Below are 22292 nucleotides of genomic sequence, written 5' to 3'. Positions count from 1 at the left end.
GTCAGCCCAGGCCCACGGCTTTGCCGAACAGGCTGAATCCCACGAACGCCACGGTATCCAGGATGGCGTGCGCGATCACGAGCGGCATGACGCGCTTGGTCCGGGTGTACACCAGGGCGAAGACAACGCCCATCACCGCGTTGCCGATGAACGGCCCGAACCCCTGATAGAGGTGGTAGCTGCCGCGGAGCAGGGCGCTGGCGGCGATGGCCGCCGGGGTGCTCCAGCCCAGTTTTCCAAGCCGGTCGAGCAGGTAGGCCACCACGATCACTTCCTCGACCACCGCGTGCCGGATCGCGGAGAGGACAAGGACCGGCACCGTCCACCAGTACGCGTCCAGCGCACTGGGGATGATCGCCGTCGTGATCCCCAGGGCCCGGCCGGCGGCGTAGAGCGCCAGGGACGGAACGCCGATGACCGCGGCGAGCCCCAGTCCCTGCAGCAGGTCCTTGCCGGGTCGGGCGAAGTCGAAGCCGATCTTCCGGAACGCCGAGGTGCCGTGCTCTCCGCCCGGCCACCGTTCGGTGAGGAAGTAGATCACCAGGGCCACGGGGACCAGGGCGAAGAAGATGTCCAGCAGCTGGTAGGTGAGATCGAAGTATTCGCGCGGGCTCTGCGAACGGTTCAGCGTGGACGTCCCCTGGGCCAGCGGCGCCTGGGTCATTTTGTCCATGAGCTGCACGACGGAATAGACCGCGGACTGCCCCAGCGACAGCCCCAGGACAATCAACACTTCGAACCGCAGCCGACGGCGGGAGGGAACCAACATGGTCCTATCTTGCCTGCAGTTGCCGAGAGTTTGCTGGTCTTAGGAGCGCGCCGGCCGTGCGGGGCTTTGCCTACGGCCCTTGCTTTTGGGACCCCTATGCTTGGGGACTATGAGTGCGCCCCGGAAAATCATCATGATCCGGCACGGCCAGTCCGCTGCCAATGCCGACACCTCGATCTACAACCGCGTTCCGGACTACCGGATCCCGCTGACGCCGCTCGGGCTGGAGCAGGCGGCGGCGGCCGGCGTCGAGGTCCGGCGCCAGTTGGACGGCCGCCCGGTGTGCGTCTACGTCTCGCCGTACCTGCGCGCTTACCAAACGCTCGAGGCGCTCAATCTGGGTCCCCTCGTGGAGCGGGTGATCGAGGAGCCCCGGCTGCGGGAACAGGACTGGGCCAACTTTCAGATCGCCGGTGACATCGAGGACCAGAAGGAGCTCCGCAACGCCTACGGGCACTTCTTCTACCGCTTCCGCGAGGGCGAGTCAGGCTCCGATGTGTATGACCGGATTTCCTCCTTCATGGAAACCCTGTACCGGCACTGGTCGAGGCCCAGCTATGCGCCGAATGCACTGTTTGTGACGCACGGACTGACCATGCGGCTGTTCTGCATGCGCTGGTTCCACTGGTCCGTGGAGTATTTCGAGTCCTTGAACAACCCGGAGAACGCCGAGGTCCGCACCCTGCTGCGCAGTGCGCACGGCAAGTACGAGCTTGACAAGCCCTTCACCCAGTGGGAGAAGAGGCGTGTGGACGAGACCGTTCTCGACGCCCCGCCGATGTTTTTCTAGCTGTGCCGGGACAGTACAGCTAGCGCACCGCCTGGGCTGCGCTGACCTGCTGTTCTGTGCCGGCCCGCCATACGGCGTGCGTCAGGGGGATGCCGGGCCGGTAGGCCAGGTGCGTGGCGGACGGCGCATTGAGCAGGTGCAGGTCCGCGCGGTGTCCGACGGCGATCGAGCCCACCGCGCGTTCGCCGTCGACGTCGTTCCCGGACTCCCGCCCGAGGGCCAACGCGCCGCCGTAGGTCGCTGCGCGGACCGCCTCGTGGACGCTGAGCCGCATCTGCAGAACGGCGGTGGTGACGCAGAACGCCATGGAGCTCGTGTACGACGTGCCGGGGTTGCAGTTGGAGGCCAGGGCCAGCTGCGCGCCGGCGTCGAGCAGGGCCCGGCCCGGGGCCAGCGGCTGCCGGGTGGAGAGATCGCAGGCCGGCAGGCACGTCGCGACCGTGCCGCGCGTGCCTCCGCCGGAGCCGGCGTCCCAGCCGAACCAGCTGCCGGCGAGCGCCTCGATGTCCGCGGCGGAGAGGTAGTTCACGTGGTCCACGCTCGCGGCGCCGAATTCCACGGCGAGCCGGACGCCCGGGCCCTCGCCGAGCTGGTTGCCGTGGACGCGCAGGCCCAGCCCGGCGTCCTTGCAGGCCTGGAGCACCCGGCGGGACTGGTCCTCGTTGAAGGCGCCCCGCTCGCAAAAGACGTCGGCCCAGCGGACGTAGGGCAGCACGGCGGCGAGCATCGGCCCGCACACCAGCTCCGTATATTCCTCCGCGTCCGTCCCGGCGGGCACCAGGTGCGCCCCCAGATAGGTGACTTCGTCCGCGACCGTGGAGGCGATCCGGGCGCTGCGGGCCTCGTTCTCAAGGTCCAGGCCGTAGCCGGTCTTGGTCTCCAGGTACGTGGTGCCCTGCGACACGGCCTCGGCGACCCGGCCCATCGCCAGCCGGGTGAGGTCGAAGTCGCTCGTGCCCCGGGTGGCACCGGTGGTGACGGCGATGCCGCCGGCGCTGTAACTCTCCCCCGCCATCCGGGCCTCGAACTCGGCCGTGCGGTCCCCCGCGAAAATCAGGTGGGTGTGCGAATCGACCCAGCCCGGCAGGAGCGCCCGGCCCCCGGCGTCCACGCTTTCGTCCGCGGCAGGGGCGTCGGCCGCGGGACCGAGCCAGGAAATCCGCTCGCCCTCGATCACCACTGCCGCGTCGCGGAGGATGCGGTGTTCCGCGTCCTGGGTCATCAGTTCGGCGATGTTGGTGATGAGGGTGCTCATGGAACCATTCTTCAGCGCCGGATGGACCAGCGGGTCGCGGCCAGCGCCTCCGCTGTCCGGGATGCCGGACTGGCGTCCGCGGCAGCAACGGAAGCGGCGGACCCCTGGCCGGCGAGGATGAGCCCGGCGGCCAGCTCCGCAATGCCGGAGGAGGTCTGGAACCCGTAACCGCCCTGGCCGGCGAGCCAGAAGAATCCGGTGGCCTCGGCATCGAATCCCACCACGGGAACGCCGTCGGCCGCCTCCGTCCGCAGCCCCGTCCAGGCCTTGCGGACGCCACGGATCCCGAGTGCTGTGACGGTGTTGAGCCGGGCGATGAGTCGTTCGACGTCGCCGGGGTAGGGCTGCGCGTCCTCCGGGCCGCTCGGGACAGACTCCGAAGGCGAGATGAGGACCTGTGCTCCGTCCGGGCGGAAATAGAAGGATTCGTCGGCAGCGGCCACAAAGGGGCTGGACTCCGGGAGGGGATGGTCGACGTCGACGATCGCCGCGGTGCGCCGGTACGGCTGCAGCTGGACCTTTTCGACGCCGCTGAGGACGGCAAGTTCATCCGCCCAGGCCCCGGCGGCATTGACCACGACGGCGGACTGGAAGCCTTCCTGCCCGGCGCCCAGTTCCCAGCCGGTGCCAAGGCGCTGGGCCGAATGGACCCTGGCGCCGGTGATGATGTCCACTCCGCCAGCCTCCGCACGGCGCCGGTGGTCCTCGAGCAGCACGGGGGCGTTGCAGGCGAAGGAGCCAGTGTCCAGGCCAGCGGCGCTGAACGAGTCCGGGACCAGGGCCGGGCACAGCTCCAGTGCCTCGGCGTGGGTGATCCGGTGCATGTGGCCGCTGGCCTCCGCCTGGACGGTGGCGTCGTCCCCGATCAGCATGAAGCTGCGCGGCGTGAGCACCGGTTCCGGACGGTCGGCGTCCTGGGCGGCGATGAGGTCCAGCGTCCGGACGGTGAGTTCCTGGACCACGGGCGGGCCGTAGCTGGGAATCAGCTGCCGCGCCGAGCGGGCCGAGGTGTGGTAGGCCAGGGTCTGCTCGGCTTCGACCAGGGCCACGCTGCAGTGCCCGGCCAGCGTGGCAGCCAGGGACAGGCCGGCAATACCGCCGCCGACAATTACGACATCGTAAGTATCTGACATGGCTCCATCCTTGCAGATTGTCCGGGCCATGGCCGCAAGGGAGATGCTCCTATCGACATGTCCGAGGCCGGGACTTACGCTGGCCGCATGACGCCGCTGCGGTCCCTCGCCTGGCTGACAGTCCTGCTGCCGGCCCTGGTGCCCGTTGCGGGGTGCGCGAGGGTTTGCCCGGCCATTGCGTGGACGAACTTCGTCACCGTGACCTTGGCTGGAGACACCCGCAGTGTGTCCTGGGTGCAGCTGTGCACCCCGGACTCATGTTCCCGGGCGACGGAGAGCCCTGCGCCGCGGACCGTCCTCCCGTCCGCGACGGTAACCCCCACCGGGGCCAACGGCCTCGGATTCCCGCCGGGTAGCGGTCCCATTCAGCGTCCCATCACCGTCGAGAAGTTCGGCCCGGACCGTTGGCGGTTTGGATTCGAGATCGACTCCCCCGGGTCTGTGACCGTCCGGGCCCTGGACCCAGCCGGAAATACCCTCGCCGAGAAAAAGATGACCTTGGCCTGGCAGCGGACCGGCGGAACGGCGGAGTGTGGCGGCCCGGAGACAGCATCACCGCTCACGCTGACAGTCAACTCTTAGCGCTGGCAGTCGCCGGGCAAGGAACGAACTGCTCCCTCCATGAAGCTGCTCCCCGAAAGTCAGGACTGAATTTTCAGTCCGACTTTCGGGGAGCAGTTCAGCGTGGGGCCTGGCTCAGGGATCCGGCCTAGGCGGCTGCGACGGCCGCGCGGCTCCGGATGAACGCCTGCACGCACGCCTCGACGTCGTCGGCGCTGTGCGCGGCGGAGAGCTGCACGCGGATCCGGGCGGCGCCCTTAGGCACCACCGGGTAGCTGAACGCCGTGACGAAGACGCCGTGGTGGAGCATGGCGTCGGCCACCTTGGCCGCCATGACGGCGTCGCCGAACATCACCGGGACAATCGCGTGCTCGCCGGGGAGGAGGTCGAAGCCTTCCTCGGTCATGCGGTTCCGGAAGAGTTCGGCGTTGGCGAAGAGCTTGCCGCGCAGTTCGCCGGAGTTCTCCACGAGGTCCAGGGCCTTGAGCGTGGCTGCGACGATTGCCGGGGCCAGCGAGTTGGAGAACAGGTACGGGCGGGCCTTCTGGCGGAGCATCGCCACGACCTCGCCACGGCCGGAGACGTAGCCGCCGGAGGCGCCGCCGAGGGCCTTGCCGAAGGTGCCGGTGTAGATGTCCACGCGGTCCGAGACGCCGGCGTGTTCCGGCGTGCCGGCCCCGGTGGCGCCCATGAAGCCCACCGCGTGGGAGTCGTCCACCATGACCAGGGCGTCGTACTTCTCGGCGAGGTCGCAGATCGCCTCGAGCGGGGCCAGGAAGCCGTCCATCGAGAAGACGCCGTCCGTGACGATGATCTTGCGGCGTGCGGGGTTCTCCTGCGTGGTGGCCTCGATCAGTTTCGCTTCGAGGTCCGCCATGTCCTGGTTGGCGTAGCGGAAGCGCTGGGCCTTGCAGAGACGGATGCCGTCAATGATGGACGCGTGGTTCAGGGCGTCGGAGATGACGGCGTCTTCCGGGCCGAAGAGGGACTCGAACACGCCGCCGTTGGCATCGAAGCAGCTGGAGAACAAGATGGTGTCCTCGGTGCCGAGGAAGGCCGACACGCGCTTTTCCAGCGCCAGGTGCAGGTCCTGGGTGCCGCAGATGAAGCGGACGCTGGCCATGCCGAAGCCCCGGGAGTCCATGGCTTCCTTGGCTGCGGCAATAATGTCCGCGTGGTCCGCGAGGCCGAGGTAGTTGTTGGCGCAGAAGTTCAGGACGTCGGCGCCGGACTCGCCGATCTGCCCGGCCTTGATGCGGTTGGCCTGCGGCGAGTCGATGTGCCGCTCGGTCTTGAACAGTCCGGCGCTGCGGATCTCGTCAAGTTCGTGCTGCAGCTGGTCCTTGATGGCTGAATACATGGGTTGGCTCCTCAGCTGGTTGGATGCGGGGCAAAATGCGGGGTCTGGCAGGAGGCCCGGAAGCGGGCTGTCAGGAAAGCCGGTCTAGAAGACGGTCCAGTCGAGGACCACCTTGCCGCCGACGCCGGCGCGGGCCACCTCGAAGCCCTTTTCCCAGTCGGTGGCCGGCAGCGTGTCCGTGACCACGGCCGAGATGTTGGCGTGCAGGACCGGGTTGGACGAGAGCATGGCGCTCATCGCGTACCAGGTCTCGAACATTTCGCGGCCGTAGATGCCCTTCATGGTGAGCATGTGCGTGACCACCTTGCCCCAGTCAATGTCGATGGACTGGCTAGGCAATCCCAGCATCGCGATCCGGCCGCCGTGGTTCATGTTGTCGATCATCTCAGGCAGGGCGGTGGGGTGTCCCGACATTTCCATGCCGATGTCGAAGCCCTCGCGCATGCCGAGTTCCCGCTGGGCGTCTTTGACCCGCATCTTCGAGACATCGATGGCGAGGTCGACGCCGAGCTTCCGGGCCAGTTCCAGCCGGGGCGCGGAGACATCGGTGATGGCGATTTTGCGGGCGCCCGCGTGCCGGGCGACGGCGATCGCCATGAGCCCGATGGGTCCGGCGCCGGTGATCAGGACGTCCTCGCCGACGAGGGGGAAGCTCAGGGCGGTGTGAACGGCGTTGCCGAAGGGGTCGAAGATGGCGCCCAGTTCCGGCGTGACGGAAGGATCCTGGTGGACCCAGACGTTGGTCTCGGGGATCACCACATACTCGGCGAAGGCGCCGTCGCGCTGGACGCCGACGCTGACGGTGTTGATGCACATCTGCTTGCGGCCGGCGCGGCAGTTGCGGCAGATCCCGCAGACGATGTGGCCCTCGCCGGAGACCCGGTCCCCGACCCTGACGTCCAGGACGTCCTCGCCGGTCTCGACCACTTCGCCGTAAAACTCGTGGCCGGCGATCAGCGGGGCGTTGATGATGCCCTGCGCCCAGGCGTCCCAGGACTGGATGTGCAGGTCAGTGCCGCAGATGCCCGTGGTCATGACCCGGATCTTGACGTCGCCGGGGCCGGTCTCGGGCTCGGGACGGTCCACGAGCTCGAATCCTGCGTGGGCGCCGGCCTTGTAGAGAGCCTTCATGGGCCTTCCTAACTGTGTGTTTTGCTTCGCGCGTTCTGTACCGCCGAGCCGCACGGGTGTGGGACAACTCACCCCATTAGACCCATCACAAAGCGTTAGCACAACCTCCTTTTTCTCAATCGACGATTTAGCTTTTTCTTGCGCATAGAATGAGCGGCATGGAAATCCACCAGCTGGAGATGCTGCGCGAACTCGGCGCGCTGGGCAGCGTCAAGGCCGTCGCCGAAACCCTCCTCGTCACACCCTCGGCCGTGTCCCAGCAGCTGGCCGCGCTGCAGAAGACCGTGGAGGTTCCGCTGACCCGGAAGGAGGGCCGGAACCTGGTACTCACGGAGGCCGGGCAGGTCCTCGCGGACGCCGGTGCCGCCGTCGTGAGCGCGATGGCGGACGCGAAAATGGCGATCGGGGCGTACCACGGTTCGCCGGTCGCACCGGTGACGCTCAGCGGTTTCCACAGCGCCGGGCAGGCGCTGTTCGCGCCGCTGGCCCGGCTCCTGGACGGCCCGGGCCAGCCGCGGATCCTGCTTTCGGACGAAGATGTGGCCCAGCAGGACTTCCCGGCCCTGACGGCACGCTACGACCTGGTGCTGGCGCACCGGATGGACCACAGCCCGCGCTGGCCCGAGGAACGCGTCGCGGTGATTCCGCTCGCGCACGAGCCGCTGGACGTGGCCCTGCCGGCCGGGCACCGGCTGGCCGCCCAGCGGGCGGTGACGGCCGACGACGTCGTGGGCGAACCGTGGGTGACGAGCCGCGCCGGGTACTCCCCCGCCGACGTGCTCTCCGCCGTCGCGGCGGTCTCCAGCCGTGAGCTGAACATCGTGCACCGCATCAACGACTACTCGACCGTGGCGGCGCTCGTGGCGGCCGGCGGCGTGATCGGTCTGCTGCCGCGGCACACCGCGCGGCCGGTGCTGAACCCGGATATTGTGCTGCGGCCGCTGGAGGGCATCAGCACCCGGCGCCGGATCGACCTCCTGGCCAGGCCGGAGAACCTTAAACGCACATCGGTCATGATGGTCTGCGAAGCGCTGCAGACCATCATGACCGAATTAGTGGGCGGCTAGGGACTAGCCTTCGACGCCGAGGCGCTGAAGGATCAGCTCGCGGACGCGGCCGGCGTCGGCCTGCCCGCGGGTGGCCTTCATGACGCCGCCGACGATCGCGCCGATCGCCTGGACCTTGCCGCCGCGGATCTTGTCCGCTACGTCGGGCTGCGCGGCGAGGGCCGCATCGATGGCCTCCAGCAGCGGGCCGTCGTCGGAAACCACGGCGAGGCCGCGCTTTTCAACGATCTCCGCCGGGGTGCCTTCGCCGGCGAGGACGCCGTCCAGGACCTCGGAGGCCATCTTGTTGTTGATCTTGCCGTCCTCCACCATCCGGTTCAGTTCCACGATGGTGGCCGGGTTGACGCCGAGCTGGCCGGGATCAACGTCGGCGTTCTTGGCGCGGCCGACGATCTCGCCCATCCACCACTTGCGGGCCACCGTGGCGGAGGCGCCGGCGGCAATGGTTTCCTCGATCTCGTCCATGACGCCGGCGTTGACGACGTCGCGGAACTCCAGGTCCGAGTAACCCCAGTCGGCCTGCAGCCGCTTGCGGCGGGCGGCCGGCGGCTCGGGCAGGGTGGCCCGGAGCTCCTCGACCCATTCGCGGGACGCAGTGATCGGGACCAGGTCCGGTTCCGGGAAGTAGCGGTAGTCGTCGGCGTCGGACTTGGCCCGGCCCGACGTCGTGGTCCGCGTGTCCTCGTGCCAGTGCCGGGTTTCCTGGGTGACCGGCTCGCCGGAGTCCAGCACGGCAGCGTGTCGCTGGATCTCGTAGCGGACGGCGTGTTCGACGGCGCGCAGCGAGTTGACGTTCTTGGTCTCGGAGCGGATGCCGAAGCGTTCGCGGCCGTGCGGGCGCAGCGAGACGTTGGCGTCGCAGCGGACGTTGCCGCGTTCCATCTTGGCGTCCGAGACGCCCAGGTTCTTGACGATCTCGCGGACCGCGGCCACGTAGGCCTTGGCGAGTTCGGGCGCGCGGCTGCCGGCACCCTCGATCGGCTTGGTGACGATCTCGACCAGCGGAACGCCGGAGCGGTTGTAGTCCACCAGGGAGTAGTCCGCGCCCTGGATGCGGCCGGTGGCGCCGCCCATGTGGGTCAGCTTGCCGGCGTCCTCCTCCATGTGCGCGCGTTCAATCTCGACGCGGAACACGGTGCCGTCGGCGAGCTCGACGTCCAGGTAGCCGTCGTACGCGATGGGCTCGTCGTACTGGGAGGTCTGGAAGTTCTTGGGTGTGTCCGGGTAGAAGTAGTTCTTCCGCGCGAACCGGCAGGTCTCGGCGATCTTGCAGTTCAGCGCCAGGCCGATCTTGATCGAGGACTCGATTGCGGTCTTGTTCACCACCGGCAGGACGCCGGGCATGCCGAGGTCCACCTCGTTGACGTTGGTGTTCGGCTCGTCGCCAAAAACGTTCGGCGCGGAGGAGAACATCTTGGTCTTGGTGTTCAGCTCCACGTGGACCTCGAAGCCCAGGACGGGATCGTACTTCTCCATCGCCTCTTCGAAGCTGAGGGTTGCGTCAGTCATTAGTGTGAACCTCCGTGGCTTGCGGGGGCGCCAGCAGCAACCGCCGGTGCGGAATCAGTCAGGGAAGGGGCCTTATCCAGCAGCGGTCCGCCCCACTGCGCCTCGAGCAGGGATTCCAGGACCGCGCCGACCCGGTACAGCCGGGCGTCCTGGCGGGCCGGGGCCAGCAGCTGGATGCCGACCGGCAGCCCGTCCTCGTCGGCCAGGCCGCCGGGCAGGGAGAGCCCCGGGACGCCTGCCATGTTGGCGGGGATGGTGGCGACGTCGTTGAGGTACATCGCCAGCGGGTCGTTGAGCTTCTCGCCCAGCTTGAACGCCGTGGTGGGGGCCGTCGGGGAAATCAGCACATCGGCCTTGGCGAATGCGGCGTCGAAGTCGCGCTGGATCAGGGTGCGCACCTTCTGGGCCGAGCCGTAGTAGGCGTCGTAGTAGCCGGCGCTCAGGGCGTAGGTGCCCAGGATGATGCGGCGCTTGACTTCGTCGCCGAAGCCGGCGGCGCGGGTGGCCCCCATGACGCGTTCGATGGTGAGCGGTCCCTGTTCGGGCAGGACCCGCAGGCCGTACCGGACGCCGTCGAACTTGGCCAGGTTGGAGGAGGCCTCCGACGGCATGATCAGGTAGTAGGCGCCCAGGGCGTACTTGAAGTTGGGGCAGGAGACCTCGACGATCTCGGCGCCCGCGCCCTTGAGCAGTTCGAGGGACTCGTTGACGCGGTTCTCGACGCCGGCCTGGTAGCCCTCGCCGTGGAGTTCCTTGATGATGCCGATCTTCATGCCCTGGACGTTGCCGGTCCGGGCCGCGGCGACGAGGTCCTCGAGCGGGTCCGGCAGCGAGGTGGAGTCGCGGGGGTCGTGCCCGCCGATTACCTGGTGCAGCAGGGCCGAGTCCAGCACGGTGCGGGACACCGGCCCGATCTGGTCCAGCGAGGAGGCCATGGCGATGGCGCCGTAGCGGGAAACGCCGCCGTATGTGGGCTTGACGCCGACGGTGCCGGTGACGGCGCCGGGCTGGCGGATGGACCCGCCGGTGTCCGTGCCGAGGGCCAGCGGGGCTTCGAAGGCCGCGACGGCGGCAGCGGAACCGCCGCCGGAACCGCCGGGGATGCGGTCCAGGTCCCACGGATTGTGGGTGGGGCCGAACGCGGAGTGCTCGGTGGAGGAGCCCATGGCGAATTCGTCGAGGTTCGTTTTGCCCAGGATCGGCATTTTCGCGGCGCGCAGGCGCTTGACGACGGTGGCGTCGTAGGGGCTGTGCCAGCCTTCGAGGATCTTCGAGCCGGCCGTGGTGGGCTGGCCGATCGTGACGATGAGGTCCTTGACGGCGATCGGCACGCCGGCGAGGACGTGGAGCTGTTCGGCTTCGGCGCCGCCGGCGGCGCGGATCGCGTCCACCTCGGCGGCGACGGCGAGCGCCTCCTCGGCGTTGACGTGCAGGAAGGCGTGCACCTTGCCGTCGACGGCGGCGATGCGGTCCAGGTACGCCTGGGTGACCTCGACGGCGGTGACCTCGCGGGCTGCCAGCTTCTCGGCGAGCGCGGCGGCGGAGAGGCGGATCAGTTCGTTGTTCTCAGTCATGGTCTTAGTCCTCATCCAGGATTGCCGGGACCTTGAAACGGCCTTCGTACGCGTCGGGGGCACCGGAGAGGGATTGCTCGGCCGTAAACGTGTGGCCCACGACGTCCTCGCGGAACACATTGGTCAGCGGAATCGGGTGGGACGTGGCCGGGACGTCATCACCGGCGGCTTCACTGACAGACTTCACTGAATCCACGATGACGGCGAGTTCGCCGGCCATCCTGTCCAGCTCTTCAGCACTCATCTCGATGTGCGCGAGATGCGCGAGATGCGCGACGTCGTCGCGGTTGATCGCAGCCATGGATCTCCCCTGCAAGGTATGGATTATTTTCCGTCCCAGTCTACGTGGGTTGAACTGCTGTTACTGCCGGTCCCACAGCAACGCGGGGTCACTTACGGCCTATCCGGGCGGCCGGAATGGGCGGTAGGTGACCCCGCGTTGCTGTGGGGGTGCCGTGGCGGTGCCGTCAGAGGGCGTTAGCCGATGCCGATGGCTCCGGTGAGGACTCCTACGCCGAGCATGACCAGGGAGATCACGGCCGTGCGCCAGAGGACCTTCTTGTGGTGGTCCCCGAGGTCCACCTTGGCGAGGGAGACCAGGAGCAGGATGGCCGGGACCAGGGGGCTCTGCAGGTGGAAGGGCTGGCCGGTGATGGACGCGCGGGCCATGTCTGCGGCGCCGACGCCGTAGTGGGCCGCCGTCTCGCTGAGGACCGGGAGGACGCCGAAGTAAAAGGCGTCGTTGCTCATGAAGAACGTCATCGGGATGCTCAGGAGGCCGGTGATGACGGCCATGAGCGGCCCCATGTCCGCCGGGATGACCTGGACCAGCCAGGTGGACATGGCCTTGACCATGCCCGTGCCGTTGAGGACGCCGGTCAGGACCGCGGCGGCCATGACCATGCTCACGACAGCGACGATCGAGGGTGCGTGGGCGATCAGCTGGGCGCCCTGGTCCTTGACCTTGGGGAAGTTGACCAGCAGGGCGACGGCGGAGCCCACCATGAACACGAACGGCAGCGGCACGACGTTGGCGACGAGCGTCCCCATGACGGCAACCGTCAGGCCGAGGTTGAACCAGAACAGCTTGGGACGCAGTGTCTTGCGGTTGGGGTCCAGTGCGGTGTCCGCCATGGCGGAGTCGCTCGCGTCAACAAGTTCCTCGGTGCTGTCCAGAACGGCGACCGATGCAAGGCCAGCGGCGGGGCCAGCGGCACCGGGGCCTGGGACCCGGGGGCCGGTACCCTTGCGGCCGAAGCCGAAGCGGCCGGCGCCGCCGTCGGACATCCCGGCGTCACCGGCGCCCCAGATCTCCGGGGCGAGAGAGTGGAGGCGGTTGCGTTCCTGCAGGCCGAGCAGCCAGGAGAAGGCCAGCACCACGATGAGGCCTGCGATGAGGGACGGGACCATGGGAACGAAGACGTCGTTGACGTCCAGCTTCAGCGCGGTTGCGGCGCGGGCGGTGGGGCCGCCCCACGGCAGGATGTTCATGGTGCCGTTGGCCAGGCCCGCCACGCAGGTCAGGACCACGGGGCTCATCTTGAGCCGCAGGTAGACCGGCAGCATCGCCGCCGTGGTGAGGATGAAGGTGGTGGAACCGTCGCCGTCGAGCGAAACAGCCGCGGCGAGGATGGCCGTGCCGAGGACCACCTTGGCGGGGTCGTTACCCAGCTTGCGCAGGATGAACCGGACCAGGGGGTCGAAGAGCCCGACGTCGATCATCAGGCCGAAGTAGATGATCGCGAACATCAGCAGCGCGGCCGTGGACGTCATGGACTTCATGGAGTCCATGACCATGGTGCCGATGCCGAGGCCGGCGCCGGCGAAAAGACCGAAAATTGTGGGAACGATGATCAGCGCCAGTACGGGCGTCAACTTCTTCGTCATGATCAGCACCATGAATACCGCGATCATGGCGAATCCTAGTAATACCAGCACGGCCGGCTCCTTCTTCGTTGAATGACACCACTACGGTGTGATGCGCACTACAGACGTTAGAGTGGCGTCCGTCACGGCTGGGCCTTTGGCTCAATTGATTGGCATACTGCTTATTGGACGCATTTTGCGCATTTTGCTCACACGCGAACCGACCCCAAAACCGACACCGTACCGACCCCAGGCAGGAGCCCGATGAAGCGCCGCACAGCCCTGCCGGCCCTGCGCTTTTCCACCCAGACCCTGCTGCTGCAACTTGGTGTCGTGGCGCTGGTGGTGCTGCTGAGCAGCGCTGTCCATGCCTGGCTGACGTACGAGCGGCTGGGCCGGGAGGCCGAGAGCCAGGCGCTGACGCTGGCCCGGACGGTGGCCTCGGATCCGGCCGTGCGGGCAGAGGTCCGGTCCGTCAGTGCCCTTCCCGCCGCTCCCCCGGCAGCGGAATTGCTGGCCGGTCCGTTGATGGCTGCCGCGGAAGGTGCCCGCACCCGGACCGGGGCGCTGTTCGTGGTCATCACGGACGAGACCGGCATCCGCCTGGCGCACCCGGACGCGGAGCGGCTCGGCGAAAAGGTCAGCACCGACCCCTCGGAAGCCCTCGCCGGCAAGGAGGTCACCACGCGCAACACGGGCACGCTCGGTCCGTCCGCCGGCGCCAAGGTACCGGTGTACGCCCCGGACTCCACCAAGGTCGAGGGTGAGGTGAGCGTGGGGTACTCCACCGAATCCATCAGCCAAAGCCTGGCCCGGGACATCATTCCCATCGCCGTCACGGCCGCCGGCGCGCTGGTCGTCGGCATCCTGGCTTCCTTCCTGTTGCGGCGGCGGCTGCAGCGTCTGACGCTGGGGCTGGAGCCGGAGGAAATCAGCACCCTGGTGCACGACCAGGTGGCCGTGCTGCAGGGTGTGGACGACGGCGTGATCGGCGTCGCGGCCGACGGCAGGGTCAGCGTCTTCAATGCCGCCGCCCGGCGGCTGCTCGGTGTTCCCGACCTCGCGGGCGCCTCCTGGGCGGCGGCTCCCGTGCCGGGCCAGCTGAAGGCCCTGACCCGGGCGGATGCGGCGGAGGGCGAGGCGGTGGAACTCGTGGCCGGCGGCCGGGTGCTGGTGGCCAGCGCCCGCAAGGCCCTGCATGGACGCGAAGACCTGGGCTGGGTGGTGATGCTGCGGGACCGGACCGAGCTGCAGCAGCTGACCCGCCAGCTCGACGCCGTCGGCACGATGTCCGCGGCCTTGCGGGCGCAGCGCCACGAGTTTGCCAACCAGCTGCACACGATTGCCGGCTTCATGAGCATCGGCCAGTCCCAGCAGGCCCGGGACTATCTGGCCAAACTGGCGGCCACCGGCCCGCTGACCTTCCCGGTGGACCAGGCCGAGCTGCTCCAGGACCCTTACCTGCAGGCCTTCCTGGGTGCCAAGGGCGTCGAGGCGGACGAGCGCGGCGTGAGCCTCCGCCTCGGGCCGGAATCCCTGGTCCGCGGTCACGTCACCGAACCGCAGGATGTCACCGCCGTGCTGGGGAACCTGATCGACAATGCCGTGAACGCCGCCGTCGCCGGTTCCGCCTCCGAGCGCTGGGTGGAAGTGGAAGTGCTGGACGAGCCGGGGACGGACGGCGGCGCCGGCACGCTGCACATCGTGGTGGCGGACTCGGGCGACGGCCTGGGCGCCGGAATGACGGCCACGGAGGCCGAGGCGGTGTTCGTGGAGGGCTACACGACGTCGGACCGCCCGGCGCGGGCGGGCGCGGGGCACGGCCTGGGGCTGGCGCTGTCCCGGCAGCTCGCGCGGCGCCGCGGCGGGGACGTGCGGGTGCTGGATCCCGGCTCCCCCGGCGGCCCGGGCGCCGTGTTCGTCGCGACCCTGCCGGGGACGACGGCGGCAGGAACAGCAACTACGGAAGCAACCCAGCCACCCGGAAAGGACACCGATGTCTGAGGATTTCAGGGTGTTGATTGTCGACGATGACTTCCACGTCGCCAAGCTGCATGCCGCCTATGTGGATTCAGTCGCCGGTTTCCTGGCACTGCCGCCGGCCGGCTCGGCCTCGCAGGCCCTGCAGGCCATCCACAGCCTGCGCCCGGACCTGGTGCTGCTGGACGTCTACCTGCCGGACGCTTCCGGCCTGGATCTGCTGCATCAGCTGGACGTGGACACCATAATCCTCAGCGCGGCCTCGGACACGGCGTCGCTCCGGCTCGCGTTCCGCCGCGGGGCACTGGGCTACCTGCTCAAGCCCTTCACGGCGGAAGCCCTCTCCCAGCAGCTGCGCTCCTACGCGCGCTACCGGCGGATCCTGGCGCAGCCGGGATCCGTCAACCAGCAGTCGGTGGAACGCGCCAAGCGCGCCTTGATCCCGGGCGACGTCGTTGCGTCCTCCCGTCCCCGCTCCGCGACCGAGGCCGCGGTGCTGGAATCCCTGGTTCCGGGCGAGCAGTATTCCGCGGCCGACGTCGCCGCCCGGGTTGGCGTGTCCCGGGCCACCGCCCAACGGTACCTGTCCGCGCTGGCGGACGACGGCGCCGTCGACATCCAGCTGCGTTACGGCACCACCGGGCGCCCCGAGCACCGCTACGGGATTCCCGCAGGAACCGGCCTCTAGCCCTCCGCAAAGCAACGCGGGGTCACCTACGGCCCATCAGGACCGCCGCGATGGACCGCAAGTGACCCCGCGTTGGGTCTAGCCGGTGTCCGCCCGGCCCCGTTCCGCGGCGGCCTGTTCCGCCTCCACTGCCCTGTGGATGTTGCCGTGGATCATGTCCGCGCCGAGGTGTTCGATCACGCCATCGCGTTCCAGGACTGCCCGGACTGCGGGCTTCAGGCGCGTGAGGCGCAGGTTGACGCCGGCATCGCGGGCCAGGGTCACGATCTCGTCCATCTTGGCCGCGCCCTGCGAATCGACAAAGTTGATGCCGCCGCAGTCCAGCACGATCCCGGTGGTCCCCGGCTTTGCGTGGACGACCTCGCGCAGGCGATCCTCCAGGGCGTCGGCGGTGGCGAAGAACAGGCCGCCGTCGAACCGGATCACCGCGACCGCGGGGAGCACCTCATCGCCGGGGTGCTCCCCGGCTTCACGGAAGACCTGGGTGCCCGGTTCGCGGCCAAGATCCGGCATCGCCGGGTGGGTGGCCACCGCGACCAGCCAGATCAGCGAGAGCCCGATGCCGATGATGACGCCGGCGAGGACGCCGAACACCAGGGTTCCGAGGATCGCAGCGACCGCGATCCAGAAGTCCACCTTTTGCACCCGGGCAAGCCGCCGCATCTCCGGCACGTTCATCATGCCCATGACGACGGCCTCGATGATCAGGGCCGCCAGAACGGGCTTGGGCAGGTTGGAGAAGAGCGGCGCCAGGATCAGCAGCGTGAGCAGGACCGTAACACCCGAGGTGAGGGAGGCGAGCCCGGTCTTCGCTCCGGAGTGGTCGTTCAGCGAGCTCGCCGAGAGGCTTGTCGAGACCGGCATCCCTTGGAACACGCCAGCGGCCAAATTGGCGAGCGACTGGGCCGTCGATTCCTGGTTGATGTCGATCTGGTAGCGGTGCTTGGCGGCGAAGGCGCGAGCATCTCCGGCGGTCTGGGAGAATCCGATCAGGACCAGCGCCACCGCCGCGAGCGCGACCGTGCCCGCGTGGTCCCACATCAGCTGGCCGTCCGGGATCTTCAGCGAGGGCAGCCCTCGTGGCACGTCGCCCACCAGCGCCACGCCCTTTGCGCCAAGATCAAACAATGCCGCCGCGAGCAGTCCGCCCACCACGAGGACCAGGGCTCCGGGGACCTGGGGAGCGATTGCCTTGAGTCCGAAGACGACGGCCAGAGCGATGACGCCAACGATCACCGTCGCCTGGTGTGCCTCCCCCAGCGTCCCTAGCCAGGACCACAGTTCCTGGATCGGATTCGATCCGGTGACCTCGGTCCCGGTGAGCTTGGGCAGCTCCCCGATCACGACGTCGATCGCCGCACCGAAGAGGAAGCCGGTGACCACGGCCCTGGAGAGGAACTGCGCGATCCAGCCCATCTTGAGGACGGCAAGGAGCAGGAACAGGACCCCTGAAGCCAGGGTGATGCCCGCGACGAACGAGGCGATGTCCTGCTCCCCGGTGATGCCCGCGGCCAGCACGGCACTCGCGGCCACCGCGGCCAGGCCCGAGCTGGGTCCCATCGAGATCTGCCGGCAGCTGCCGAAAATTCCGTAGAGCAGCGCCCCGGCAGCCGCGGCGTACAGACCGTTCTGCAGCGGGATCCCGGCGATGCCGGCGTACCCCAGGTTCTTCGGGACGATCAGGGCGGCAACGGTGACGCCCGCGATCAGATCACCCCGCAGCCACGCGCGGTCATAGGAACGGAGCTGGCCGAATATGGGAACCCGGGTGGGGCCCTGTCCTTGCGCCCTGGTCATGCGCTCTTCATACCCCAAGTCCTGCGGTTCCGCCAGAGCCACGCAAGCGACGCGGGGTCAGGTATGGTCCATCAACGGTGCCGGAATGGGCCGTACGTGGCCCCGCGTTGTTTAGAGTTCCTGGCGGTAGACGAGCAGTTTGATGTCCGTGCCCGGGACCAGCCAGTCGCGTTCCGGGGTCCGGACGAAGCCGGTCTTCCGGTAGAGGCCGTGGGCGCTTTCCCAGCTCACCCCGGTGGTGAGAGCCACGGCATGGATTCCTGGCAGGGTCCTGGCGTGGTCGAGGATGGCCTGGACCATGGCCTTGCCGGCGCCGCTGCGCTGGACCGACGGGTCCACCACGAGCATGCGGAATTCCAGCTCATCGCTCAGGGCGATGTCCGCGTACGGTTCGCCCTCGACCGCGAGCGTCACGGAACCGAGGATCGTGCCGTCCCGCTCCGCCACCCAGATCGTGGCGTCCGCGGCCCGCTGGGCGACGTTCTGGATCTGCAGCATATAGGGGTGGTCGGCGTCGTCGAAGTAGCCCGCGGCCAGGTAGGCGTCCCGGGTGATGCGCGCTATGGCGTCGTAGTCGGCCGGAACGGCGGGGCGTATGAGGATCTGCGAAGGCACCTGTCAATGGTACGGGTCGCCGGTGCGGCGTTGGCCCGGAAAAGCAGTTTCCGTGACTGAACTATCACTTTTTACCAGCAGCCACGCTGACCAGCAGCCACTGTGACCAGCACGGGACCGGATCAGGGCGTCCCCGGAGGAAGTCGTTCAGAGCGGGAACTTGCCGGAGAGTTCGAGCGATCCGGCGCATGTCCAGGCGGCCAGGCGTTCATCGTCGGACGGGCCGCCGGCCAGCGGGCTGGTGAGCCGCGGCCGCCGCACCCAGCAGCCTGCCTCCTCGGCAACCAGGGCACCGGCGGCGAAATCGTGTTCGTTGAGCCCGCGCTCACCGTAGGCATCGTGCGTCCCGTCCGCCACGAGGCACAGGTCCAGGGCCGCCGACCCCAGCCGGCGGATGTCGGCGAATCCTTCCATCAGGCTGGCCAGGCCGGCGGACTGTTCCGCCCGGACCGCGGGATCGTAGCTGAACCCGGTGGCCAGAATCTGGCCCGTCCGTCCCGGGACGGGCCCGAGCAGGGGGGTCAGCCGGCCCTGCTCCTCGAGCCAGGCCCCCTCGCCGCGGGACGCGTAGTAGGTCCGTCCCAGCGCCGGGGCACTGACGACGCCGGCCAGCCAGACGCCGTCGGGGTCCGCCACCGCCACCGAGGTGGCGTAGTAGACGATGTTGCGGATGAAGTTGGTGGTGCCGTCGAGGGGGTCGATGGACCAGCGGTAGCCGCTGGGCTCCGCCGGCAGCACGGTGCCGCCCTCCTCCCCCGTGATGATGTCCCGCGGCCGGGCAGCGGTGATGACATCCCGGACGGCGGTTTCGGCGGCAAGGTCGAACGCGGTCACCCAGTCGCCGGAGTCGCCTTTGTTGCTGACGTCGAGGGCGGCCGGTTGCCGGGTGGCCAGGACCGCCGCGCCGGCGGCCGCGGCCGCCTTTGCCAGCTCCAGCAGCGCCGCCGTTCCGGGTTCCGGGGCGGCCGGGCCCACGGGGCGGGCACTCATTCGGCCGCCTCGGCAACGGCGCCGGGATCCCCGCCGTCGTCCGGCTCACCGGCAGTGGCAGGGCCGTTCGCCAGCAGCGCGCGGAAACCGTCCTCATCCAGGACCGGGACGCCGAGCTGTTCAGCCTTGTCCAGTTTGGTGCCTGCGTTCTCGCCCGCCACCACGTAGCTGGTGTTCTTCGAAACCGAGCCGGCCGCCTTGCCGCCGCGGATCAGGATGGCTTCCTTGGCCTCGTCCCGGCTGAAGCCCTCAAGGCTCCCGGTCACCACGACGGTCAGTCCTTCCAGGGTCCGCGGCGTGGAGTCGTCGCGTTCGTCCGCCATGCGGACCCCGGCGGCCGCCCAGCGGTCCACGATGTCGCAGTGCCAGTCCTCGGCGAACCATTCCGTCAAGGCCTGGGCGATGACCGGGCCCACACCGTCGACGCCGGCGAGCTCCTCCTCGGAGGCCTGCCGGATGGCGTCCATGCTGCCGAACGCGGTGGCGAGGGCGCGGGAGGCCCGCGGGCCGACATGCCGGATGGACAACGCCACAAGGACCCGCCAGAGCGGCTGGGTTTTGGCCTTCTCCAGTTCGCGGAAGAGCTTGTCCGTGGTGGCCGTGGGCTTGGACGGGGTCTTGGCGGTGGCCTTGGTGTAGAAGTAGGGCACCAGCTCGAATTCCCCGGTGCCCGCGCCCTTGGAGCGCTTCTCCCGGCGGACGCGGACGTCCGCTAGCTGCTCCGGGGTGAGGTCGAACAGGGTCGCCTCTGTGGTCAGCGGCGGCGTAGCGGGCTCGGCGGGCTGGGTCAGGGCGATGGCGGCTTCCCAGCCGAGGGCCTCGATGTCGAAAGCGCCGCGGCCGGCGAGGTGGAAGACCCGTTCGCGCAGCTGCGCCGGGCAGGACCGGGAGTTGGGGCAGCGGATGTCAACGTCCCCTTCCTTCCCGGGAGCCAGAGGCGTGCCGCAGGCCGGGCATTCGGTGGGCATGATGAAGTCCCGGACCGGCGGGTCCTGGGCGTCCCGGAGCGCCAGCACCGGACCGACGATTTCCGGAATGACGTCGCCGGCCTTGCGCAGCACCACGATGTCGCCGATCTTCACGCCTTTGGCTTTGACCACCTCCTGGTTGTGCAGGGTGGCCATTTCCACGGTGGAGCCGGCGACCTTGACCGGTTCCATCACGCCGTACGGGGTGACGCGGCCGGTGCGGCCGACGTTGACAGCGATGTCCAGCAGCTTGGTGTGGACCTCCTCCGGCGGGTACTTGTAGGCCACGGCCCAGCGCGGCACCCGGGAGGTGTAGCCCAGGGCCCGCTGCGTGGCGAAGTCGTCCACCTTGACCACAATGCCGTCGATTTCGTGGGTGAGGCTGTGCCGCTTGTCGCCGTAGCGCTTGATGAACGCCAGCACGTCCGCCAGCCCGGACAGGACCTCGAAGTACGGGCTCGTGGGCAGGCCCCACTCGGAAAGCTGCCGGTACGTGTCCGACTGGCTGATCGTGTCGAGTCCCTCGCGGGCCCCGATGCCGTGGACATACATCCGCAGCGGGCGCTTCGCGGTTTCCGCAGGGTCTTTCTGCCGGAGCGAACCGGCTGCGGCGTTGCGCGGGTTGGCCAGCGGAGCCTTGCCGGCCTCGATCAGGGCCTCGTTGAATTCGGCGAAGGCCTGGGACGGGATGAAGACCTCGCCGCGGACTTCCATCTCCGCCGGGAAGCCGGTGCCGCTGAGCTGCCGCGGGATTTCCTTGATGGTCAGGACGTTGTGAGTGATGTCCTCGCCGGTGGTGCCGTCGCCGCGGGTTGCGGCCCGGACCAGCACACCGTCGCGGTAGAGCAGGTTGACGGCCAGGCCGTCGATCTTCAGTTCGGTGAGCCAAGACGCCGGATTGCCGCCGTTGCCGAGCTTGGCGATGCCCGCCTCGGCCTTCGCCATCCACGCTTCCAGCTCCTCGAGCGAGAAGACGTCTTCCAGGCTGTACATGCGCTGCAGGTGCTCGACGGCGGTAAACGCGGCGGACACCTCGCCGCCCACTTCCTGCGTGGGCGAATCATTGGCCACCAGCTCCGGGTGCATCGCTTCGAGCGTCTCCAGCCGCCGGTAGAGCTCGTCGAACTCGGCGTCGGAGATGATCGGCGCGTCCTGCTGGTAGTACGCAAACCGGTGTCGCCGGACCTGCTCCACGAGGTCCTCGTACTCCGCACGGATGTCCCCGGACGGGACCTGCTGCCCGTCGGGGCCCTGGAGTACCGGGACGTGCCCGGGGGTTTCTACGGCTGCTTCTTCAGTCCCTGCTGCGGTCTTCCCTGTGCTCACAGACCTATCCTGCCCTAGATCCGCGCCGTTGTCCGGTTGCCGTCCGGCCGCTGGCCGGACGCCGGCCGGTCAGACGGGCACGTCCCCGGCGGCAGTCCGGGCGTCCACCACAATCGCCGTGACGTTGTCCCGGCCACCGCTGCGCAATGCCGCCTGGATCAGTTCATCCACCGCCGACTGAGGGTCCGCCTCGGACGCCAGGATCCCGGCAATCTGCTCATCGCCCAGCTCGCCGTTGAGACCGTCGGAGCAGACCAGGATCCGGTCGCCGTCTTCAAGGGGCACCAGCCAGTAGTCGGCCTCGGCTTCGTCGCCGGCGCCAAGGGCGCGCGTGACGACGTGCCTGCGCGGATGGACGGAGGCCTCAGTTTCGGTGATCTCGCCGGCGTCGACCAATTCCTGCACCTCGGAATGGTCCACGCTGACCTGGGCCAGCTCGCCGTGGCTGTACCGGTAGGTGCGGGAATCACCGATGTTGAGGACCAGCCAGTAGGGAACGTCCAGTTGTTCCACCACCACCACACCGGACAGGGTGGTCCCGGCCTGGGATCCCGTGGCCTCACGAATGTCCGCGTCGGCCTTGACCAAGTACTCCTGGAGGATGGCCGCCGTGGCGTCCCGGCTCCCGGACTTCAATTGAGGCAGCTCCGCCAGGGTGCGCACGCAGATGCCGCTGGCAACTTCCCCCGCCTCGTGGCCCCCCATACCGTCCGCCACCGCGAAGACGGGATCGGCGGCAATGAAGGAATCCTCGTTCATCTCGCGGCGCAGGCCCCGGTCCGTGCCGTATCCGCACTGCAGTCGCAGTCCCCCTTGCGCGTTGGAGAGCGGGAAGGGGGTGTCTTGCGTTGGGTTCATGGCAGTCCTAGTTCCAGTGGTGCGCGCGAAATTGACGGCGGTCACAACCCCGGCC

General features: G+C 68.6%; 19 protein-coding genes. 5 read left to right on the top strand and 14 right to left on the bottom strand.

The genetic code is table 11. The features are described from left to right. Position 1: 1 nt before the first annotated feature. A complete protein-coding gene (locus AB4Y72_RS03430; protein WP_441424763.1) occupies positions 2–769 on the bottom strand; it encodes a CPBP family intramembrane glutamic endopeptidase in 768 nt (255 codons plus the stop codon). A gap of 109 nt (positions 770–878) precedes the next feature. On the opposite strand from AB4Y72_RS03430, the gene AB4Y72_RS03425 reads away from it, so the two are divergent. Continuing rightward, complete coding sequence (locus AB4Y72_RS03425; RefSeq protein ID WP_441424762.1) at positions 879–1559, top strand: histidine phosphatase family protein; 681 nt, start codon at positions 879–881, stop codon at positions 1557–1559. A gap of 19 nt (positions 1560–1578) precedes the next feature. Here AB4Y72_RS03425 and AB4Y72_RS03420 read toward each other — a convergent pair whose 3' ends face one another. Together AB4Y72_RS03420 and AB4Y72_RS03415 are read right to left on the bottom strand one after the other, a co-directional pair. Next, positions 1579–2814 (bottom strand): imidazolonepropionase, encoded by a 1236-nt coding sequence (locus AB4Y72_RS03420; protein WP_441424761.1) that lies wholly within the window; start codon positions 2812–2814, stop codon positions 1579–1581. Positions 2815–2825: 11 nt separating this feature from the next. Then, the gene (locus AB4Y72_RS03415) at positions 2826–3947 is read right to left on the bottom strand and encodes an NAD(P)/FAD-dependent oxidoreductase (RefSeq protein WP_441424760.1); all 1122 of its coding nucleotides are present in this window, start codon (positions 3945–3947) and stop codon (positions 2826–2828) included. Between the two features lie 87 nt (positions 3948–4034). On the opposite strand from AB4Y72_RS03415, the gene AB4Y72_RS03410 reads away from it, so the two are divergent. Continuing rightward, entirely contained in the window at positions 4035–4529 is a 495-nt protein-coding gene (locus AB4Y72_RS03410; RefSeq protein WP_441424759.1) for a hypothetical protein, read from the top strand. A gap of 127 nt (positions 4530–4656) precedes the next feature. On the opposite strand, the gene AB4Y72_RS03405 is transcribed toward AB4Y72_RS03410, so the two are convergent. Next, complete coding sequence (locus AB4Y72_RS03405) at positions 4657–5868, bottom strand: glycine C-acetyltransferase (RefSeq protein WP_441424758.1); 1212 nt, start codon at positions 5866–5868, stop codon at positions 4657–4659. 84 nt (positions 5869–5952) lie between these two features. Beyond that, on the bottom strand, positions 5953–6999 hold the full coding sequence (gene tdh / locus AB4Y72_RS03400; protein WP_441424757.1) for an L-threonine 3-dehydrogenase: 1047 nt from the start codon (positions 6997–6999) through the stop codon (positions 5953–5955). 158 nt (positions 7000–7157) lie between these two features. Between tdh and AB4Y72_RS03395 the strand changes: the two genes are divergently transcribed. Further along, positions 7158–8066, top strand: a complete 909-nt coding sequence (locus AB4Y72_RS03395) for a LysR family transcriptional regulator (protein ID WP_441424756.1) — start codon at positions 7158–7160, stop codon at positions 8064–8066. Between the two features lie 3 nt (positions 8067–8069). Here AB4Y72_RS03395 and gatB read toward each other — a convergent pair whose 3' ends face one another. From gatB to AB4Y72_RS03375, 4 genes are all read right to left on the bottom strand, one after another. Further along, entirely contained in the window at positions 8070–9575 is a 1506-nt protein-coding gene (gatB, locus tag AB4Y72_RS03390) for an Asp-tRNA(Asn)/Glu-tRNA(Gln) amidotransferase subunit GatB (RefSeq protein WP_441424755.1), read from the bottom strand. After that, the gene (gatA, locus tag AB4Y72_RS03385; protein ID WP_441424754.1) at positions 9575–11149 is read right to left on the bottom strand and encodes an Asp-tRNA(Asn)/Glu-tRNA(Gln) amidotransferase subunit GatA; all 1575 of its coding nucleotides are present in this window, start codon (positions 11147–11149) and stop codon (positions 9575–9577) included. Before gatA ends, gatB begins: the two co-directional genes overlap by 1 nt. A 4-nt stretch (positions 11150–11153) precedes the next feature. Beyond that, positions 11154–11450: an Asp-tRNA(Asn)/Glu-tRNA(Gln) amidotransferase subunit GatC gene (gatC, locus tag AB4Y72_RS03380; RefSeq protein ID WP_441424753.1), complete on the bottom strand. Its 297-nt coding sequence runs from the start codon at positions 11448–11450 to the stop codon at positions 11154–11156. Positions 11451–11626: 176 nt separating this feature from the next. Further along, on the bottom strand, positions 11627–13087 hold the full coding sequence (locus AB4Y72_RS03375) for a CitMHS family transporter (RefSeq protein WP_441424752.1): 1461 nt from the start codon (positions 13085–13087) through the stop codon (positions 11627–11629). A gap of 192 nt (positions 13088–13279) precedes the next feature. Here AB4Y72_RS03375 and AB4Y72_RS03370 point away from each other — a divergent pair, with 192 nt between their 5' ends. Continuing rightward, positions 13280–15019 (top strand): ATP-binding protein, encoded by a 1740-nt coding sequence (locus AB4Y72_RS03370; protein WP_441424751.1) that lies wholly within the window; start codon positions 13280–13282, stop codon positions 15017–15019. Continuing rightward, positions 15012–15683, top strand: a complete 672-nt coding sequence (locus tag AB4Y72_RS03365; RefSeq protein WP_441424750.1) for a response regulator — start codon at positions 15012–15014, stop codon at positions 15681–15683. Before AB4Y72_RS03370 ends, AB4Y72_RS03365 begins: the two co-directional genes overlap by 8 nt. A 78-nt stretch (positions 15684–15761) precedes the next feature. Here the strand turns inward: AB4Y72_RS03365 and AB4Y72_RS03360 are convergent, their stop codons facing one another. The 5 genes from AB4Y72_RS03360 to AB4Y72_RS03340 all read right to left on the bottom strand — a co-directional run bounded on the left by AB4Y72_RS03360 (position 15762) and on the right by AB4Y72_RS03340 (position 22237). Next, on the bottom strand, positions 15762–17480 hold the full coding sequence (locus AB4Y72_RS03360; protein WP_441424749.1) for a SulP family inorganic anion transporter: 1719 nt from the start codon (positions 17478–17480) through the stop codon (positions 15762–15764). Between the two features lie 111 nt (positions 17481–17591). Continuing rightward, positions 17592–18095 carry a GNAT family N-acetyltransferase gene (locus AB4Y72_RS03355; protein ID WP_441424748.1) on the bottom strand — a complete coding sequence of 168 codons (504 nt, stop codon included), beginning with the start codon at positions 18093–18095 and terminating at the stop codon, positions 17592–17594. 147 nt (positions 18096–18242) lie between these two features. Next, positions 18243–19085 carry an inositol monophosphatase family protein gene (locus AB4Y72_RS03350; RefSeq protein ID WP_441424747.1) on the bottom strand — a complete coding sequence of 281 codons (843 nt, stop codon included), beginning with the start codon at positions 19083–19085 and terminating at the stop codon, positions 18243–18245. Beyond that, positions 19082–21379, bottom strand: a complete 2298-nt coding sequence (gene ligA / locus AB4Y72_RS03345; protein ID WP_441424746.1) for an NAD-dependent DNA ligase LigA — start codon at positions 21377–21379, stop codon at positions 19082–19084. Before ligA ends, AB4Y72_RS03350 begins: the two co-directional genes overlap by 4 nt. Positions 21380–21448: 69 nt before the next feature. Further along, the gene (locus AB4Y72_RS03340) at positions 21449–22237 is read right to left on the bottom strand and encodes a PP2C family protein-serine/threonine phosphatase (RefSeq protein WP_441424745.1); all 789 of its coding nucleotides are present in this window, start codon (positions 22235–22237) and stop codon (positions 21449–21451) included. Positions 22238–22292: the final 55 nt, after the last annotated feature.

The sequence above is a fragment of the Arthrobacter sp. YAF34 genome (assembly GCF_052113245.1).
In the GTDB taxonomy this organism is placed as follows: Bacteria; Actinomycetota; Actinomycetes; order Actinomycetales; family Micrococcaceae; genus Arthrobacter.
Note: the sequence above shows the minus strand (reverse complement) of the source record. Positions and strands in the feature narration are given on the sequence as shown.

What these genes read in the sequence shown, in the direction of transcription:
- AB4Y72_RS03365 (WP_441424750.1), top strand. Translation starts at nt 15,012, where the DNA reads ATGTCTGAGGATTTCAGGGTGTTGATTGTCGACGATGACTTCCACGTC.
- AB4Y72_RS03340 (WP_441424745.1), bottom strand. Translation starts at nt 22,237, where the DNA reads ATGAACCCAACGCAAGACACCCCCTTCCCGCTCTCCAACGCGCAAGGG.
- AB4Y72_RS03425 (WP_441424762.1), top strand. Translation starts at nt 879, where the DNA reads ATGAGTGCGCCCCGGAAAATCATCATGATCCGGCACGGCCAGTCCGCT.
- AB4Y72_RS03405 (WP_441424758.1), bottom strand. Translation starts at nt 5,868, where the DNA reads ATGTATTCAGCCATCAAGGACCAGCTGCAGCACGAACTTGACGAGATC.
- tdh (WP_441424757.1), bottom strand. Translation starts at nt 6,999, where the DNA reads ATGAAGGCTCTCTACAAGGCCGGCGCCCACGCAGGATTCGAGCTCGTG.
- gatA (WP_441424754.1), bottom strand. Translation starts at nt 11,149, where the DNA reads ATGACTGAGAACAACGAACTGATCCGCCTCTCCGCCGCCGCGCTCGCC.
- gatB (WP_441424755.1), bottom strand. Translation starts at nt 9,575, where the DNA reads ATGACTGACGCAACCCTCAGCTTCGAAGAGGCGATGGAGAAGTACGAT.
- AB4Y72_RS03420 (WP_441424761.1), bottom strand. Translation starts at nt 2,814, where the DNA reads ATGAGCACCCTCATCACCAACATCGCCGAACTGATGACCCAGGACGCG.
- gatC (WP_441424753.1), bottom strand. Translation starts at nt 11,450, where the DNA reads ATGGCTGCGATCAACCGCGACGACGTCGCGCATCTCGCGCATCTCGCG.
- AB4Y72_RS03415 (WP_441424760.1), bottom strand. Translation starts at nt 3,947, where the DNA reads ATGTCAGATACTTACGATGTCGTAATTGTCGGCGGCGGTATTGCCGGC.
- AB4Y72_RS03370 (WP_441424751.1), top strand. Translation starts at nt 13,280, where the DNA reads ATGAAGCGCCGCACAGCCCTGCCGGCCCTGCGCTTTTCCACCCAGACC.
- AB4Y72_RS03410 (WP_441424759.1), top strand. Translation starts at nt 4,035, where the DNA reads ATGACGCCGCTGCGGTCCCTCGCCTGGCTGACAGTCCTGCTGCCGGCC.
- AB4Y72_RS03430 (WP_441424763.1), bottom strand. Translation starts at nt 769, where the DNA reads ATGTTGGTTCCCTCCCGCCGTCGGCTGCGGTTCGAAGTGTTGATTGTC.
- AB4Y72_RS03360 (WP_441424749.1), bottom strand. Translation starts at nt 17,480, where the DNA reads ATGACCAGGGCGCAAGGACAGGGCCCCACCCGGGTTCCCATATTCGGC.
- AB4Y72_RS03350 (WP_441424747.1), bottom strand. Translation starts at nt 19,085, where the DNA reads ATGAGTGCCCGCCCCGTGGGCCCGGCCGCCCCGGAACCCGGAACGGCG.
- AB4Y72_RS03395 (WP_441424756.1), top strand. Translation starts at nt 7,158, where the DNA reads ATGGAAATCCACCAGCTGGAGATGCTGCGCGAACTCGGCGCGCTGGGC.